We start from the raw sequence: 17,368 nt of genomic DNA on the forward strand, positions 1-17,368 counted from the left end.
AAGTAAAGTAAAGGATTTGGAAGAAATTGCGGTAGACAAAATCAATGTAAGAAACGGAGTAGAAGAATACAAATTACCAAACGGGAAAAGCGTATTTTTATTAGGACAAGGAAGACTGGTTAATCTAGTTAACGGCGACGGTCATCCCGCAGAAATAATGGATCTTTCATTCAGTTTACAATTAGAAGGTGCGAAATACATCAAAGAAAACCACCAAAATATGAAAGTAAATCTTTCCCCAGTACCTTATGAAATAGACGAAAAAATAGCACAAATCAAACTAAAAACATTAGGGATCGAGATTGACACCCTATCCAAAGAGCAGCAAGATTATTTAAATAGCTGGAAATAATATGTAATATATAGGGGACACCCGTAGGTGTCCCTCTTACTCCACAAGATCTGCATACATTGGGAAACGTTGACAAAGAGAAACAACATCTTTTCTAATTTCTTGTGCTAAATCTTTATCTATATTCCCTTCTTCATCAAGAACATTATTTGCAACTTTTGCTATCATTGAAGCGATTTCTTTCATTTCTTTTTCTTTCATACCGCGTGTGGTAACAGCGGGTGTACCTATCCTTATTCCACTAGTAACAAAGGGTGACAACTTTTCTTTCGGGACAGTATTTTTGTTAACCGTAATATCACATTGCCCTAAAGCCTTTTCGAGGGCTTTCCCTGTAATATTCAGCTCAGATAGATCGACCAAGAACAAATGCGTATCCGTTCCACCTGAGACGATTCTCAAATTTTTATTAGAAAGTTCATTGCTTAAAGCCTTGGAATTTTTAACTACTTGTTTTTGATATTCTTTGAACTCTTCACTCATGGCTTCTTTAAAGGCAACAGCCTTTGCTGCTATTATATGTTCTAATGGACCGCCTTGTATGCCTGGAAAAATAATTTTATTGATTGACTTATAAATATCACTGTCATTTGTTAAAATAATTCCACCTCTTGGTCCTCTTAAAGTTTTATGCGTTGTTGAAGTAACAACATGGGCATACTCAACTGGGTTTGGATGAATACCAGCCGCAACTAATCCTGCAAAATGGGCCATATCAACCATTAAATACGCACCAACTTCATCGGCTATCTCTCTAAATCTTTTAAAATCTATTATCCTAGAGTATGCACTTCCACCTGCAACAATAACTTTAGGTTTTGCATCCTTCGCTATTCTTTCAACCTCATCATAATTGATTGTTTCCGTTTCTTCATCAACACCATAAGAAACGACATTGAATAGCATACCTGAAAAATTTACGGGGGCACCGTGAGTTAGATGACCTCCATGGCTCAACGACATTCCCATTAACGTATCCCCAGGTTTCATAAGTGCCAGATAAGCACCCATATTTGCTTGAGAACCTGAATGGGGTTGAACGTTCGCAAACTTTGCATTGAAAAGTTCTTTTACCCTATTTCTTGCTAGTGTCTCAACCTCGTCTATATATTCACACCCTCCGTAATATCTTCTTTTTGGGTAACCTTCGGCGTATTTATTAGTAAAAACACTTCCTGCGGCGTCCATAACAGATTTTGATGCATAATTTTCTGATGCGATCAACTCTAAACCATACTCTTGCCTTTTAAGCTCTTTTTGAAGGATCTCGTAAACTTCGCTATCAGAACCTTTTAAAGCTTCCCACACTGTCAACACCTCTTTTTTTAAATTGTAAGATGTCTAATATAAAAATCACATTTTTAATATTTTAACACACTATCTGATTTTCCAAATTAATTAAGATCAGATATTACATCTTAATGTAAAATTTTTATAATAAAATATTTTTCATAACGGAAATAATCAATTCTATTTGTCAATAAAAGTTGGTAATCGGCTGTAATCCACTTTGACTTATCTTGATTATTTGATTATAATGAAATCGCGGGTTAAATAACAAAAAGGAGTAGATATTATGAAAGGCAAATTAGAAGGACTTCAACCGGCATCTGTATTTAAACATTTTGAGGCAATCAGCAGAATTCCAAGAGAATCGGGGAATGAAAAGCAGATTAGCGATTATTTGACTCAGTATGGAAAAGATCTTGGTCTTGAAGTAATTCAAGAGGAATCTTTGAATGTCATTATCAAAAAATCTGGAACATCGGGGTATGAACAGGCTCCTACGGTCATTCTTCAAGGTCATATGGATATGGTTTGTGCGAAGAAAGAGGACTTTCCTTTTGATTTTTCCAAAGACCCGATTCCGATTTTTGTTGAAGGAGATTATGTAAAAACAGAAGGAACTACATTAGGAGCAGATAATGGTATTGCTGTGGCGATGATTATGGCTATATTAGAATCAAAAGAATTAGAACATCCACCGCTCGAATGTTTATTCACAGTAGCAGAAGAGACAGGGATGGATGGCGTGCGGAATCTGCATCCGGAACACTTATCCGGTAAGATTTTGATTAATCTAGACTCCGAAGAAGAGGGAAAGATGCTGGCCTCTTGTGCTGGAGGTGTGAGAAATGTCGTTTCGATTCCGATTGAGTGGAAAGAAGCTAATCCGCAAAAACAATCATACGCCATAACGATAAAAGGTTTACGAGGCGGGCATTCAGGGCTTGAGATTGATAAACACAGAGCAAGCGCTATTAAATTATTGGGCAGAATTTTAAAAGTTCTTCACCAATCGTTTGATATTCAAATCGCCAACGTCAAAGGTGGAGAAAAAATGAATGCCATCCCGAAAATGGCCTCTGCCATTATTGTTGCAGATCTAACCAATCGAAATGAAATTGAAAACATGGTTGATACATATCAAAAAGTGTTCAAGAAAGAATTTGAAGCATCAGATCCTAACATTCAAATACAGCTGAATAAAATTGAATCTGTGAAACGAGTGTTTGCAGATAGCACAAAAACGAATCTTATTCATGCCCTTCGTTTAATTCCTGCAGGAATACAGACCATGAGCGCAAATATAGAGGGTTTAGTAGAAAGCTCGAATAATATTGGAACATTAGAAACAAAAGAGGATTTTATCATTTTAAGTAGCGCTGTTCGAAGCTCAGTAAGATCCTTAAAAGAGGAGATCAACGATCGCATTGCAAGTGTTTGTGATTTAATTGGTGCAAAAATGGAGTTAGTATCGGATTATCCAGCATGGGAATATGAACCCAATTCAAAAATTCGACAGATTATGAATGAAGTATATAAAGAATTGAACAATAACCAAGAAATGAAAGTTGATGCAGTTCATGCCGGGTTAGAATGTGGCTTTCTACAGGAAAAATTAGGTAAAATCAATATGGTATCGATTGGACCAAATATTTACAACAATCACACTCCCGAGGAATCATTAAGTATTTCATCAACCCAAAGAGTATATCAACTTTTAACTGAAGTATTAAAGAGAATAAAATAAAGGATAAAAAGAGCATAAAATTTGTTATGGGCCAGGAGTGGCCCATTGCTTTTTAACTGGCTTACAGGAATAGTTACAATCTTAATCGTAATTCAAACGCGTGGTTTCATCTGTCAGAGTTGGATCCAAAAGAGTTTTCCATTCTGGCGATTCCCAACTTTTTAAATTTGAGTGGGTTATGTAATATTTTTGAGGTATAGGGTGCGTACCAACCACGACTTTTACACCATATTTTTCTTCTATGAATTTTTTGAAGTAAGATACATAAGGACATGGAGGATACCCGACGACCATGCCTGTGGCTAAATGAATTACTTCTACTCCGTTTTTTATCATTTCATCCGGAGCATATTCTATGTTTCCGCCGGGACATCCACCGCACGTTGTGTATCCGAAAATTTCGATTTCCTTGTCTTTGTAAATTTCGAAAGCCCCTTCACGATTTTCAAGAGATCTAAAACATTTTCCCCCTGCACATGTACGATAACGATCACATATAATGATCCCCAATTTGATCTTTTCCATCATTTACCTCCTCAAGTTGACAAGTTTTTCAGCACAAACGCATCCAGATAATTACCAACATTTCCACAACATCACCCTAAATTCTAACACAATATTTGATTTTCCAAATTAATTAAGATCAGCTATCACATCTCAATGTTAAATTTTTATAATGAAATATTTTTCATGAAATTTTTTTCATATCGACAATAATCGCTTCTAATCGTCAATAAACGTCTGTAATCTTCTGTAATCGACTTTGACTTATCTAGATTATTCGATTATAATTGAATTGTAGGGTAAATAATAAAAAAGGGGGATAAACTATGGACTATGAAAAAAAGTTTTCACAAGTTGCAAAAACTGCGAAAGCAAGCATTATAAGGGAATTATTAAAGGTAGCTTCTGATCCGGAGATGATATCATTTGGTGGCGGTGTACCTGACCCTGAGACTTTTCCTCGAGAAGAATTAGGAGAAATTGCTGCAAAAATTGTTAAAGAAGAATACAAAATAACTCTGCAGTATGGTCCTACCGAGGGAGATAACGAATTAAAAAAAGCTTATATAAATCTACTAAAAAAACATGAAGGAATAGAAGGCGTATCCCCTGAGAATATGTTGGTAACTGTTGGCTCCCAGGAAGCCTTGCAATTGATAGGGCTGGCCTTGCTCGATGAAGATTCTTACTGTGCAGTAGGAAAACCTGTTTATTTAGGCGCTGTTAGTGCTTTTAAACAAATGTTTCCAAAGTTTTTGGAAATACCCTTGGAAGATGATGGAATGAATGTTGATATCCTTGAAGAAAAATTAAATGAATTGGTAAATAAGGGCGAAATTGATAAGTTTAAATTCGTTTACGTGGTACCAACATTTCAAAATCCTGCAGGAGTAAGTATGCCACTAGAAAAAAGAAAGAAATTAATTAACTTAGCACATAAATACGACTTTTTAATTATCGAGGATGATCCATATGGTGCGTTGAGATTTGAGGGAGAGCCAATTCCTTCCATTTACTCTCTTGAGCCAGAAAGGACGATCTTGTTGAACACCTTTTCTAAAATTTTGTGTCCGGGTCTGAGAATTGGGATAATTATTGCTTCAACAGACTTATTAAGGAAGTTTACAATTATTAAACAAGGTGTAGATCTATGTACCCCAACTTTGACCCAGAGATTAGCCGCTAGATATCTCCAAGCCCATGATAGGATAGAACAGTTAAAACCAACATTAGAACTTTATAAGTCAAAAAAAGACAGTATGTTGAATGCGTTAGAAGAGGAATTTGGTGATATGCAAGGGGTAAGCTGGACTCGCCCCGAAGGTGGTCTCTTCATATGGTTAACTTTTCCTGAATGGGTAGATACTATGGAAATGTTTGAAGAAGCAAAGAAGAACAAAGTATTGTACGTTCCGGGAGAGGCATTTTATGTAAACGAGGTAGAAAAAAATCACATGCGATTATCTTTCTGCCTTCCTTCACATGAAGAAATAAAAGAGGGAATAAGAAGATTGAGAAAAGTCGCAGAAAGTTATGTAAAAATGAAATCTTTGAGTAGCTAATCCTAAAAAAACTAATTATAGGAGGAGCTTTTTTATGTATAAAATATTGGTCATAAATCCAGGGGCAACGTCCACGAAGCTCTCGATTTTTGAAGATAACAATGAAGTAATCTCAGAAAGTATAGAACACTCCAGTAACGAGATAGAAAATTGCAAAACGATTATGGACCAACTTCCTTTTCGTAAAAAGTGTGTAGAAGATTTTCTAAAAAGATACAACATATCTATCGATGAATTAGATGCGATAGCTGCACGGGGGGGGATACTCCCTCCTATGAAAAGTGGAACTTATCGTGTAGATGAGAATATGGTTAATTATCTTAAAACCAAAACAAGAGTTGAACATGCATCAAACTTAGCTGCTGTAATCGCCTTTGAACTATCAAAAAGTTCTTCGAAAGACTTACCTGTTTTCATCACAGATCCTATTTCTGTTGACGAATTTATTCCCGAGGCAAGAATATCAGGAATACCTCAACTTGAAAGGCACAGTTTATTCCACGCTTTGAACATGAAAATTGTGGCAAGATTTGCGGCAAAAGAATTGAACAAAGAATATGAAGAATGTAATTTTGTTATAGCTCACTTGGGTGGTGGAATCTCTGTTGGGGCGCAAAGAAAAGGCCTTATGATCGATGTTAACAACGCAACAGATGAAGGACCTTTTAGTTCCCAAAGAACGGGAGAATTACCAATGGGGGATCTTGCAAAATGGATTTTTAAAAATATGCATTCTTACTCCAAAAATGATGTCAAATCTACATTTGTAGGAAAAGGAGGTTTGTTTGCATATTTAAAAACAGCAAGTTTAAAAGATGCTTTAAAACTTGCCGAAAAAGATGATTATGCAAAATCAATTGTAGAAGCCATGGCTTATCAAGTTGCAAAGGAAATAGGTGGGATGGCAGCAATCCTAGGTGGAGATCTCGATGCAATTATCTTGACTGGTGGAATGGCTCATAGCGATTACTTTGTTGAACTGATCAAAAGAAGGATCGATAAATTAGGTGTGGTAATGGTTTATCCTGGTGCTTACGAAATGGAAGGACTCGCTCTAGGAGCATTGAGAGCACTCAATAACTCAGAGAATGCTAATGTATGGGAGGGTGAAATATTTTATGAAAATTGAAAGTATAAGTCAAATTATAGAATTAGTAAAAAATGAACACAAATCAAAAACGATTGCGGTGGCAGCTGCCGAAGATGACGTTGTCTTGAAAGCTGTTCAAAAAGCTAAGGAAATTGATTTATGTAACTTTATCTTGTATGGTGATAAAGTAAAAATTCAACAGATATCAGAAGAAATCGGACTTGATACGACTAACATAGAAATCAGAAATGCTTCAACCCCTCTTGAAGCAGCAAAAAGAGCAATACAAGCGGTTGCCAATGGAGAAGCCGATCTACCTATGAAAGGAAAACTGACCACCTCAGAGATTTTATCGGTATATTTAAAGGATGAATATGGTTTAAAAACAGGAAAAACAATGAATTTAGTTTGTGCCTTTGAAATACCCAGATACCACAAGTTGTTGATAATCTCTGATGCTGGTATGGTGATCGCTCCAACTCTTGAACAAAAAGTTGATATTATAAACAACGCTGTGTCAGTTGCCCATAAGTTAGGTGTAGAAACACCGAAAGTTGCTGTTGTAGGGGCATTAGAACAGGTTAACCCGAAGATGCCTGCTACAGTAGAAGCAGCGATATTAGCACAAATGTACAGAAGAGGTCAGATAAAAGGTTGCATAGTAGACGGACCATTCGCTATGGACAATGCCATATCTAAAGAAGCAGCTATACACAAAGGAATAAACAGTAAAGTCGCTGGTGATGCGGATATATTAATCATGCCGGATATAGAAGCAGGAAATATATTGTATAAAACCTTAGTATATTTCGCCGATGCAAAGCTGGCGAGTTCAATTGTAGGGGGCAAAAAACCGGTTGTTTTGACCTCTAGAGCTGATAGTGATGAATCCAAACTCAACGCTATGGCGTTTTCAATTTTAATGTCTTAAATTTAAAAAGGAGAATTCATATGTATAAAATTCTCGTTATAAACCCAGGGTCCACATCGACCAAAATTGCTGTTTATGAAGATGAAAATCAAAGATTAAAAAAAGTGATAGATCACGATGTGAATGAATTAAAAAAATTCAAAGCCGTTGCCGATCAATACGAATTTAGGAAGAATATGATTTTACAGTTTTTGAGTGAAGAAGGAATAAACTTACACAGTTTTTCAGCCATCATTGGGCGTGGAGGGCTTTTAAGACCTATACCAAGTGGGACTTATGAAATAAATGATCGGATGCTAGAAGAATTACGAAGCGCTAAATATGGAGAACACGAATCGAATTTAGGGGCTCTTATAGCAAACGAACTAGCTGAACAGATTGGTGTAAAAGCTTACATAGCCGATCCCGTTGTGGTGGATGAGATGGAAGATATAGCAAGAGTTTCAGGTCATCCTTTCTTTCACAGAAAATCTATTTTCCACGCTTTAAATCAAAAAGCTGTGGCGAGATCGCTCAGTGAAAAATTGGGTCGTAATTATTATGACTTGAATCTCATCGTTGTTCATATGGGTGGGGGAATATCCATTGGAGTCCACAAAAAAGGCAAGGTAGTTGATGTTAACAACGCCCTTGATGGAGACGGCCCTTTTACGCCTGAAAGATCAGGAACGTTACCCCTTGTTGGGTTTATAGACCTTTGCTACTCAGGAAAATATTCTGAAGGTGAAATAAGGAAGCTCATAAAAGGTAATGGAGGGTTAATTGCTTATTTAGGTACGAATGATGTGAGAGAGGTCGTAAAAAGAATAAAAAGCGGTGATAAAAAGGCTGAATTGGTATATTTTGGATTGATACATCAAATTGTTAAATGGATAGGTAAAATGTCCGCAGTTTTGAATTATGACGTTGATGCCATAGCCTTAACTGGAGGAATGGCATATGAAAATGAATTTCTTGTCCCACAAATAAAAGAAAAAGTAAGTTTTATCGCCCCGGTTTATGTGTTTCCTGGAGGAGACGAAGAAAAAGCCTTAGCCCTTGCGGCACTTCGAGTAATAAAACAAGAAGAACCAGCAAAAATGTACAAATAAAGGAGCTCTAAATCCATGTTGAAAAATTTATTAAAAGATTATCAAGTTCATATTTTCATTGGGATGTTTGGGTCCGGGAAAACGGAAGTTTCTATGAACGTAGCGTTGAAATTAAAAAAAGAGCACAAAAATGTTGCCATTGCGGATTTGGATATCATAAGCCCGTACTTTCGGGTAAGAGATAAAATTGAAGAATTGAATCGAAAAGATATTAAGGTAATCACTCCCCCAGCAAAATATATGCATGCCGACGTTCCCATCGTTCCTGGTGAAATAGGAGGATACATAACAAACCAAGATTATAAAACTGTAATAGACGTAGGGGGAAACGAAGACGGTGTGAAAGTTTTAGGATCTTTAAAAAATTATATAGATAATTCAAAATGTGCCCTGTACTTTGTAATCAATACGAGAAGGCCTTTTATGGATACTAAAGAATATATAATAAAAAATTTGCAATCCTTGGAAAGTAGCTCACGACTAAAAATTAATTATTTAGTGGTAAATTCAAACATTCAAAATGAAACAACTAAAGAAATCATAGAAGAAGGGGAAAACATAATAGGAGAAGTATCCAACATAACAAATATCCCCGTGGCATTTACAGTAGTAACTAGAAATTTAGAGGACAAGATAAATACCAAGTTCGAAAAATTTGTGATTCAAAGATTTTTTGGAGATTATGGTTTTTGAGCGGGGCGAAGGGGCGCTAAAATAAGCTTCAGAACTTTTAAACTCAGTAAAAATTGAATGATTGGAGGGAAAACGATGAAAGAGACAAAGTTTGCAATTGATATTGATAAAGAAAGATGTAAAGGATGTGGACTATGTATTGAAGCTTGTCCCAAAGACGTCCTTGAATTTTCTAAAGGGTACAACAACAAAGGATATCACCCAGCACAAGTTAAGGACATTGAAAATTGTATAGGATGTGGTTTTTGCTATCAAATGTGTCCAGATGTATGTATAACTGTAAAAGTATTAGAAAAGGCAAGGAGTTGATTATTTATGCAAAAAACCGAAAAAATTATGGTAAAAGGTACTGAAGCAATAGGTGAAGCTGCAATAAGAGCGGGATGTAGATTATATTTTGGTTACCCAATTACTCCACAAAGTGAATTAACAGAATACATGGCAAGAAGATTACCAGAGGTAAATGGCACTTTTTTACAAGCTGAAAGCGAAGTGGCAGTTTCAAATATGATATATGGAGCAGCTAGCACCGGAAAAAGGGTTATGACTTCCACTTCTTCCCCTGGATTCTCTTTAATGCAAGAAGGGGTTTCTTACATAGCAGGAGCCGAACTTCCATGCGTTTTTGTAAACGTTGTGAGAGGTGGACCAGGATTGGGAGACATACAACCAGCGCAATCAGACTATTTTCAAGCCACAAAAGGTGGTGGACATGGGGATTATAAGTTGATCGTATTTGGTCCAGAATCCCTTCAAGAAGCTGTTGAATTGACTATTCGTGCTTTCGATGTTGCTGATAAGTACAGAATACCAGTGTTAGTGTTAACAGACGGATTGCTTGGTCAAATGATGGAACCAGTGACATTCCCCAGCTTTAAAAATCTAAACACTTTACCCGATCATTCAGATTGGGCATTGACTGGAACAAAAATGCAGCGAGAACCACACAGAGTTACATCCTTTGATTTAGACCCTGTAAAATTAGAAAAAATGAATATTCAAAGACATGAAAAATACAAAACAATAGTAAAAGAAGAAAAATTATTTGAAGAATATAAATTAAACGATGCAGAAGTTGTGCTGGTTGCCTATGGAACGATGGGAAGAATAGTTAAATCAGTTGTGGATAGTGCCAGGGAGAAAGGCGTAAAAGCAGGGGTATTTCGCCCAATAAGTTTATGGCCCTTTCCATATGAAGAATTGGGAAGATACACTGAAAACGCTAAATTGTTCTTCACCGTAGAAATGAGTTTCGGTCAGATGGTGGAGGATGTAAGACTGGCAGTCAACGGAAAAAAACCAGTAGAATTTTATGGAAGAACGGGTGGAGTAGTTCCAACCCCAGGAGAAGTATTGGCAAAATTAATGGAATTAGTTTAAAGGAAGGTGAAATTAATGGCTTATGCAGAAAGATTTAAAGCACCAACCTCATTAAGTGAAAAAGAGTTTACATATTGTCCAGGATGTTCTCACGGAATTGTTCATAGATTGATCGCTGAAGTCATCGATGAGTTGGAAATACAAGGTAAAACCATAATGGTTGCACCTGTTGGATGTTCCGTATTTGCTTATGAATTTTTTGATGTAGATGGCACCGTAGCAGCTCACGGAAGGGCACCTGCGGTAGCTACTGGTATCAAAAGAGCAAGTCCAGATAACGTTGTTTTTACATACCAAGGGGACGGTGATTTAGCAGCTATTGGAACCGCAGAAATAATACATGCTGCCAATAGAGGTGAACGTATTACAACAATTTTTATAAACAATGCTATATACGGTATGACAGGAGGGCAAATGGCACCAACTACCCTTTTAGGAATGAAAACTACAACTACCCCATATGGAAGAAGAGAAAATATTGAAGGGTATCCTATTCATGTTTCAGAGGTTCTAAAAGAATTGTCAGGAGTTGCGTTTCTAGCTCGTACAAAAGTTACAACTCCACAAGACGTAATAAAAACAAAAAAGTATTTAAAAAAGGCTTTTTATGCTCAACTCAATAATATAGGTTTTGGTTTAGTTGAAGTTTTATCAACATGCCCCACTAATTGGGGATTAACACCCATAGAATCTATGAAGTGGTTGGAAGATAATATGGTAAAAGAATTTCCTTTAGGTGTATATGTCGATAAAGTGGGAGACGTTCGCTAGTCATCTTATATTCCCTTGTTCTTACAAATATCAAAGGGAATAAATAAATGGAGGTGTTTTTATGTCATACCATGGATTAATAGCCGCCGGTTTTGGTGGACAAGGTGTAATGCTTTTCGGTCAAATAATTTCTTTAGCGGCTATGATTGATGGAAAATATACCACATGGCTTCCATCTTATGGACCTGAAATGCGAGGTGGAACTGCAAACTGTACGGTAATAATTTCTGATGAATACATTGCGTCACCGGTGTTAGATGAACCAAATGAAGTTGCTGCGTTCAATATTCCTTCTATGATAAAATTCGAAAAAGTATTAAAAGAGAATGGGCTATTGTTGATCAACTCTTCTGTAATCGATAGAAAACCAGAAAGAAAAGACATACATTTAGTTAAAGTACCTGCTAATGAAATAGCGGACGAACTAGGTAATTTAAAAGTTTTAAATATGGTTATGCTTGGAGCTTACTTAAAAGTAACTCAAGCAGTCACCTTTGAAGCCGTAGAAGAAGCTTTGAAAGAAAAGTTGACAGGGAAAAAGAGAAACTTGTTAGAAATAAACCTAAAGGCTATAAAAGCGGGTATGAAAGAAACTGTTAAATAATAAAATAATATTATAATAAAATAATAAATGCTGGAAAATTTCCAGCATTTATTATTTTTGATGGCGGAGAGAGTGGGATTTGAACCCACGGACAGCTTTTAACCGTCACACGCTCTCCAGGCGTGCGCCTTCGACCACTCGGCCATCTCTCCATAATAGTTATTAACTTTTCCGAAATTTATTATATCATAATAATCCCTTACCGTCAACCATCCACAGAACTAATTGTTGTTATATTTTAGATAATCCCAAATTAGGAACAACATCCAAATCTAACGTATCAAACATGTTTCTTATATACTTTTCGTACCCAGCACGGCATATCATCGCTGCATTATCAGTACATAACGATTGTCTTGGATAATAGATATTCAATTTGTCTTTAAAAGCATTTAATTTTTCTCTCAACAGGGAGTTTGCGGCAACTCCTCCTGCTATTACAATATCTTTTATATTTTCTTTAATTGCAAATTTAGTAACTTTATAAACAAGGGTGTCTATTATTGCTTCTTGAAATGAAGCAGCTATATCTTCTTTTTTTGCCTCCGGATAATCTCTTACAAAATACAAAACAGATGTTTTTAAGCCAGAAAAAGAAAAATCGTATCCTTTGTTGTACAATGGTCTAGGAAAATCGTACAATTTTTGAGCCTTTTTTGAAATTTCATCTATAACTGGTCCTCCTGGATAACCCAAATCCAAAATCCTAGCGACTTTATCAAAAGCTTCTCCCGCCGCATCATCACGTGTTTCCCCTATTATTTCAAAATCCAAATAATCTTTAACCAGCAAAATTGCTGTATGTCCCCCGGAAACTAATAATGTGACAAAAGGAGGTTTCAGTTTTGGGAAATCAAGAAAGTTAGCATATATATGACCCATTAAATGATTTACACCAATTAATGGTTTACCCAAGGATAAAGACATCCCCTTAGCAAAACTTACCCCAATAAGTAAGGCCCCGATTAATCCAGGGCCGAAAGATACACTAACTGCATTTATGTCATTTGGGGTAATTTGTGCCTCTTCGAAGGCTTTTAAACTTAATTTGTACAAAACTTCGACATGTTTTCGAGCGGCAACTTCTGGTACAACTCCTCCAAATACCTTATGAACATCGATCTGTGAATAAACTAAATTAGAAAGCAGTTGATCTTTACCTTTTAATATCGCCACCGCAGTTTCATCACATGAAGTTTCTATTCCAAAAATAATCGGATCTTTTTCACTTTCTAATATGTTCAAGCGCTTTCCTTCCTTTTAACGGCTGGTTTTTTCTTAGTTACTACCTCTTCATCTATAACGATTTTGTTAATTTTATTTTTTATCTCAGGTGCTTCATACATTACATCGAGCATTATCTCTTCAAATATTGTTTTTAATGCCCTAGCTCCCGTTCCTCGTTTCAGAGCTTGCGAACATATCTCTTTCATAGCTTCTGTTGTGATTTCTAACTCTATACCTTCTATTTCCAGCATCTTTTGATATTGCTTGAATAAAGCATTCTTTGGTTCCATGGCAATCTTAGCCAGGTCTTCTTCATCCAAATCGTTAAGAGTGGCAACCACAGGGAACCTGCCTACAAATTCTGGAATTAATCCATACTTAATAAGATCCTCTTGAACAATGTTTCTTAAGACCTCACCATCTCTCTGTTTATTATTACTTTTTATGTCGGCTCCAAATCCTAAAGAAGAATCCTTTACCCTATGTTTTATTATGTCTGTTAAACCATCAAACGCCCCTCCTGCAATAAAAAGGATCTTTGAGGTGTCTATTTGAATAAATTCTTGGTAAGGATGTTTCCTTCCTCCTTGAGGGGGAACGTTAGCTAAAGTTCCTTCAACTATCTTAAGTAATGCTTGTTGTACACCTTCACCAGAAACATCCCTAGTGATTGAAGGATTTGGCGATTTTCTAGCTATTTTATCAATTTCATCAACATAAATTATTCCTTTTTCAGCTTTTTTTACATCATAATCACAAGCCTGCAAAAGTCTTAGTATAACGTTTTCAACGTCATCTCCAACGTAACCAGCTTCAGTTAAAGTTGTTGCGTCCGCAATTGCAAAGGGGACGTCCAATATCTTAGCCAAAGTTTGAGCTATCAAAGTCTTTCCAGTACCCGTTGGTCCAATTAATAGAACGTTAGATTTATCTAACTCAACATCATTGATATTCTTTGAAGAAAATATCCTTTTGTAATGGTTGTAAACAGCCACAGAAATTATTTTCTTAGCTGCTTCTTGGCCAATTACATATTTATCCAATTCTGACTTTATCTGTCGTGGAGTTGGAAGGGTTTTAATTTTTGTTTCAGCCTTTTCCCCGTTTTTTGTTTTATTTTCTTCAACTAACTCTTGAAAAAGATTTATACACTCATCGCAGATATAAATACCGTTAGGGCCTGCGATTAAAGCTTCTGCTTGACTTGACGGTTTTCCACAAAAAGAGCAATACTTTTCTGACATTAATGATTCCTCCTGTTCTGTGTTTCTTCATTTCGCTTGAAATCGAATCTAATTATACCATTTCTTTGTTAAAATAACTTTATAATAAACTCATGTATTTATCTCCACTATCGGGGGCAATGGTAACAATTCTTCTACCTTTTCCCATTCTATCCGCTAATTTGATCGCTGCAGATATATTTGCACCTGAAGATATCCCAACAAATAATCCTTCGTCTTTTGCTAATTTTTTTGTCATTTCAATAGCTTCTTCGTCATTTACCTTCATTATTTCATCTACTAAATTCAGATCCAAATTATCTGGAATGAATCCCGCTCCTATGCCTTGAATCTTATGTTTACCAGTGTTGCCTCCCGATATAACAGGTGAATTGGATGGTTCTACTGCAACTATTCTAACACATTCTGAGAATGCTTTTTTCAACGCCCTTGCTACCCCGGTTATTGTACCACCTGTTCCAACTCCTGCAACAAAGGCATCCAATGAATAGTCCATCTGTTTGATAATTTCGGGTCCGGTAGTTACTTCATGTGAATATGGATTGGCGGGATTTGAGAACTGATTGGGCATATACCCTTTTGTTTCGTTCACAATCTCTAAAGCCTTGTTAATTGCCCCCTTCATTCCTTGATCAGCGGGAGTAAGTATTAATTCGGCACCAAAAAACTTTAAGATTTTCTTCCTTTCTTCACTCATGCTTTCCGGCATAGTTAATATGACTCGATAACCTCTACTTCTACCAATTGCTGCCAAAGCTATACCGGTGTTTCCACTCGTGGGTTCTACAATTATATTTTGGCTCTCATTAAGTTTGTTCTTAATTTCACCATCTCTTATCATAAAAAACGCGGGCCTATCTTTTACACTACCTGCGGGATTATTTTTTTCTAATTTAACAAAAACTCTTCCTGGTTGAATAATCTTTGATAATGTAATAATTGGAGTATTTCCTATTGACGTGTAAATCAAAAAATCACCTTCCATATGTTTGATTTTATTCCAGATTAGATTCAATACATAATCTTAAACTACTACAACTTTTTCTATGTTTTTAAATAGAAATATCTAAATGACAAAATCCGAGTTTATCGTATTGTTTAAGTCATAGTAATTAGAGGATGGACAATTGGTTTTTTTAATTTTCGCAGGTACTCCAACCGCCAAAGATTTAGGTGGCACATCCATTAAAACGACAGAGTTAGCACCTATGACCGATTCATCTCCGATGTATATGTGCCCAAGAACCTTGGCTCCAGCACCGATCATAACATTTTTACCAACTATCGGGTGCCTTTTCCCAGTGGTAACAGTTTTAGCTCCCAGAGTTACACCATGATAAATCAACGTCCCGCTACCTACACTCGCAGTTTCTCCAATAACAACACCAAAACCGTGGTCAATGACTACCCCAGGTTCAATATAGGCGGCAGGATGTATATCCATAGAATGTAATATCTTACTCAACACGTATATAATGTAAGCAATAGGATAAATCTTGTACCTATAAAAGAAATTAGAAAAACGGTAAGCCATCAACCCATGAAAAGGGATCGAAGTGAAAAAAGTTTTCCACTTGTTTTTTGCAACTGGATCCTTCTCTACGTACATATCTAAATCTTTTGATAAAGCTTTGAAAATTCTTCCAAAATCCCGAAAGAAATTTAAAATACCTCTCATACATTTCCTCCCCAATGAAATTAAATATTACAAAAATTGTCGCTATTACAACACTAATTATATCTTAATTTCTTTTCAAGAGAAAGATGATTTTCTAAATTACTGTTAACGGTTTGTCTCGGGGAGATAATTGAGTTAAGTTAACTTTTTGAACTCTTGAACTAAAAAACTGGCCCTTTTTTCATTTTTCTTTTCTTCTAATACTAATTCTTTGGGGGATAAGTAAACTATTATATTTTCTGACATTCTAGATAAAATTGAGCGAATTTTCCTAATATGTATCGTGATTAAATATTGATTTTCGAAAGAATAAGGCAATTTAAAAGATATTTTTGAATTGTTGTTTTCTTTGTAGATGTAGCTGTTCCCTTTATTTAAGAGTAAGTAGGCGATATTACTTTCAGAGAATGTTACATATAGTTTTGATAAAACTTTTTTTAATTCCTTTGTGTTGATTTCTTTTTCTTCAACAAAACTGTTTTGTGTTACCAACAAATTTTTATTGTAAGAAGGCATCGATGAACATATTTTGATGAATACACCGGGGATTCTTAGTACTATATCTTTTTTGTCTACACCAAGTTCAAGGATAGAACTTTTTTTCAAGAGTTTTAAAGACTTAACTATATGTCTGGCTGAAATAAACGGAATTTCTCTATGAAACTCCTCCCTGATATTTGCGTAAATGCTGTTCAATTTATAATAATTACTCAAATAACCAAAAATTAAATTATCGTTGAACGTAAAAAAGTCAATTACATCCCCTTCGTTGGCAGACGCAGAAACAAAATCGAGTTTATTTAGAAAAGCACCTATCTCTTTTTTGCTTAATAAAGTAAACTCTCTACTGACTTCGATTTGTTTGGTATCCATTTTTTCTATTTTACTGTTCAAGGTGATCCCTTGAATTTCAAAGGATATAAGCTTATTTTCTACAGTTATTTTAACCAAAGAATCGTCTTTTAATTTTGTATCCCTTATAATCCCCTTTAAGTATTGAATTGGAACGGAAGCAACTCCATCAAACGGAAGGAATTCTTTCGTAACGTTCAGATATATCTTGGCACATCCATCTGTCGCATAAATTTTAAGGGCTTTGTCATAATAAAAGTAAGCATTTCTGAAAGAAGGCTCAACGGAACCACAAAATGCATCAAGAAGTTTTGTAATAGTTTTTAATTCAACATAAGTCAACCAACCTTCCATT

18 protein-coding genes and 1 tRNA gene are annotated in these 17,368 nt (G+C 35.8%); 11 read left to right on the forward strand and 8 right to left on the reverse strand.

Annotated elements, in window-relative coordinates; all coding sequences use genetic code 11:
• Positions 1-352, forward strand: a 352-nt coding sequence (locus tag AA81_RS09290) for an adenosylhomocysteinase (protein WP_211292688.1), incomplete at its 5' end; no start/stop codon positions are given.
• 36 nt (positions 353-388) lie between these two features.
• Here AA81_RS09290 and glyA read toward each other — a convergent pair.
• Complete coding sequence (gene glyA / locus AA81_RS09295) at positions 389-1,660, reverse strand: serine hydroxymethyltransferase (protein ID WP_103079167.1); 1,272 nt, start codon at positions 1,658-1,660, stop codon at positions 389-391.
• Between the two features lie 268 nt (positions 1,661-1,928).
• Here glyA and AA81_RS09300 point away from each other — a divergent pair, with 268 nt between their 5' ends.
• A complete protein-coding gene (locus tag AA81_RS09300) occupies positions 1,929-3,386 on the forward strand; it encodes an aminoacyl-histidine dipeptidase (RefSeq protein WP_103079168.1) in 1,458 nt (485 codons plus the stop codon).
• Positions 3,387-3,467: 81 nt separating this feature from the next.
• Here AA81_RS09300 and AA81_RS09305 read toward each other — a convergent pair whose 3' ends face one another.
• Positions 3,468-3,914 carry a CGGC domain-containing protein gene (locus AA81_RS09305; protein WP_103079169.1) on the reverse strand — a complete coding sequence of 149 codons (447 nt, stop codon included), beginning with the start codon at positions 3,912-3,914 and terminating at the stop codon, positions 3,468-3,470.
• A gap of 302 nt (positions 3,915-4,216) precedes the next feature.
• Between AA81_RS09305 and AA81_RS09310 the strand changes: the two genes are divergently transcribed.
• From AA81_RS09310 to AA81_RS09350, 9 genes are all read left to right on the forward strand, one after another.
• A complete protein-coding gene (locus tag AA81_RS09310; protein WP_103079170.1) occupies positions 4,217-5,452 on the forward strand; it encodes an aminotransferase-like domain-containing protein in 1,236 nt (411 codons plus the stop codon).
• A gap of 34 nt (positions 5,453-5,486) precedes the next feature.
• Positions 5,487-6,581 (forward strand): butyrate kinase, encoded by a 1,095-nt coding sequence (buk, locus tag AA81_RS09315; RefSeq protein ID WP_103079171.1) that lies wholly within the window; start codon positions 5,487-5,489, stop codon positions 6,579-6,581.
• Positions 6,571-7,473, forward strand: a complete 903-nt coding sequence (locus AA81_RS09320; protein WP_103079172.1) for a bifunctional enoyl-CoA hydratase/phosphate acetyltransferase — start codon at positions 6,571-6,573, stop codon at positions 7,471-7,473. Before buk (AA81_RS09315) ends, AA81_RS09320 begins: the two co-directional genes overlap by 11 nt.
• A gap of 20 nt (positions 7,474-7,493) precedes the next feature.
• Complete coding sequence (gene buk / locus AA81_RS09325) at positions 7,494-8,564, forward strand: butyrate kinase (RefSeq protein WP_103079173.1); 1,071 nt, start codon at positions 7,494-7,496, stop codon at positions 8,562-8,564.
• A gap of 15 nt (positions 8,565-8,579) precedes the next feature.
• Positions 8,580-9,257 (forward strand): P-loop NTPase family protein, encoded by a 678-nt coding sequence (locus tag AA81_RS09330; protein WP_103079174.1) that lies wholly within the window; start codon positions 8,580-8,582, stop codon positions 9,255-9,257.
• A 75-nt stretch (positions 9,258-9,332) separates the two neighbouring features.
• Positions 9,333-9,566, forward strand: coding sequence for a 4Fe-4S dicluster domain-containing protein (locus AA81_RS09335; RefSeq protein WP_103079175.1), 234 nt, complete (start codon positions 9,333-9,335; stop codon positions 9,564-9,566).
• 6 nt (positions 9,567-9,572) lie between these two features.
• Entirely contained in the window at positions 9,573-10,637 is a 1,065-nt protein-coding gene (locus AA81_RS09340) for a 3-methyl-2-oxobutanoate dehydrogenase subunit VorB (RefSeq protein ID WP_103079176.1), read from the forward strand.
• 15 nt (positions 10,638-10,652) lie between these two features.
• A complete protein-coding gene (locus AA81_RS09345) occupies positions 10,653-11,408 on the forward strand; it encodes a thiamine pyrophosphate-dependent enzyme (protein WP_103079177.1) in 756 nt (251 codons plus the stop codon).
• A 61-nt stretch (positions 11,409-11,469) separates the two neighbouring features.
• Entirely contained in the window at positions 11,470-12,012 is a 543-nt protein-coding gene (locus tag AA81_RS09350) for a 2-oxoacid:ferredoxin oxidoreductase subunit gamma family protein (protein WP_103079178.1), read from the forward strand.
• A gap of 61 nt (positions 12,013-12,073) precedes the next feature.
• On the opposite strand, the gene AA81_RS09355 is transcribed toward AA81_RS09350, so the two are convergent.
• The 6 genes from AA81_RS09355 to AA81_RS09380 all read right to left on the reverse strand — a co-directional run bounded on the left by AA81_RS09355 (position 12,074) and on the right by AA81_RS09380 (position 17,367).
• Positions 12,074-12,164, reverse strand: a tRNA-Ser gene (locus tag AA81_RS09355).
• Positions 12,165-12,243: 79 nt separating this feature from the next.
• On the reverse strand, positions 12,244-13,257 hold the full coding sequence (tsaD, locus tag AA81_RS09360; RefSeq protein WP_103898876.1) for a tRNA (adenosine(37)-N6)-threonylcarbamoyltransferase complex transferase subunit TsaD: 1,014 nt from the start codon (positions 13,255-13,257) through the stop codon (positions 12,244-12,246).
• A complete protein-coding gene (clpX, locus tag AA81_RS09365; RefSeq protein WP_103898877.1) occupies positions 13,254-14,483 on the reverse strand; it encodes an ATP-dependent Clp protease ATP-binding subunit ClpX in 1,230 nt (409 codons plus the stop codon). Before clpX ends, tsaD begins: the two co-directional genes overlap by 4 nt.
• Positions 14,484-14,562: 79 nt before the next feature.
• On the reverse strand, positions 14,563-15,453 hold the full coding sequence (cysK, locus tag AA81_RS09370) for a cysteine synthase A (RefSeq protein WP_103898887.1): 891 nt from the start codon (positions 15,451-15,453) through the stop codon (positions 14,563-14,565).
• A 96-nt stretch (positions 15,454-15,549) separates the two neighbouring features.
• Entirely contained in the window at positions 15,550-16,161 is a 612-nt protein-coding gene (gene epsC / locus AA81_RS14705) for a serine O-acetyltransferase EpsC (RefSeq protein WP_103898878.1), read from the reverse strand.
• Between the two features lie 135 nt (positions 16,162-16,296).
• Positions 16,297-17,367: a hypothetical protein gene (locus AA81_RS09380; RefSeq protein WP_103898879.1), complete on the reverse strand. Its 1,071-nt coding sequence runs from the start codon at positions 17,365-17,367 to the stop codon at positions 16,297-16,299.
• Position 17,368 lies beyond the last annotated feature (1 nt).

Source organism: Petrotoga halophila DSM 16923 (assembly GCF_002924615.1).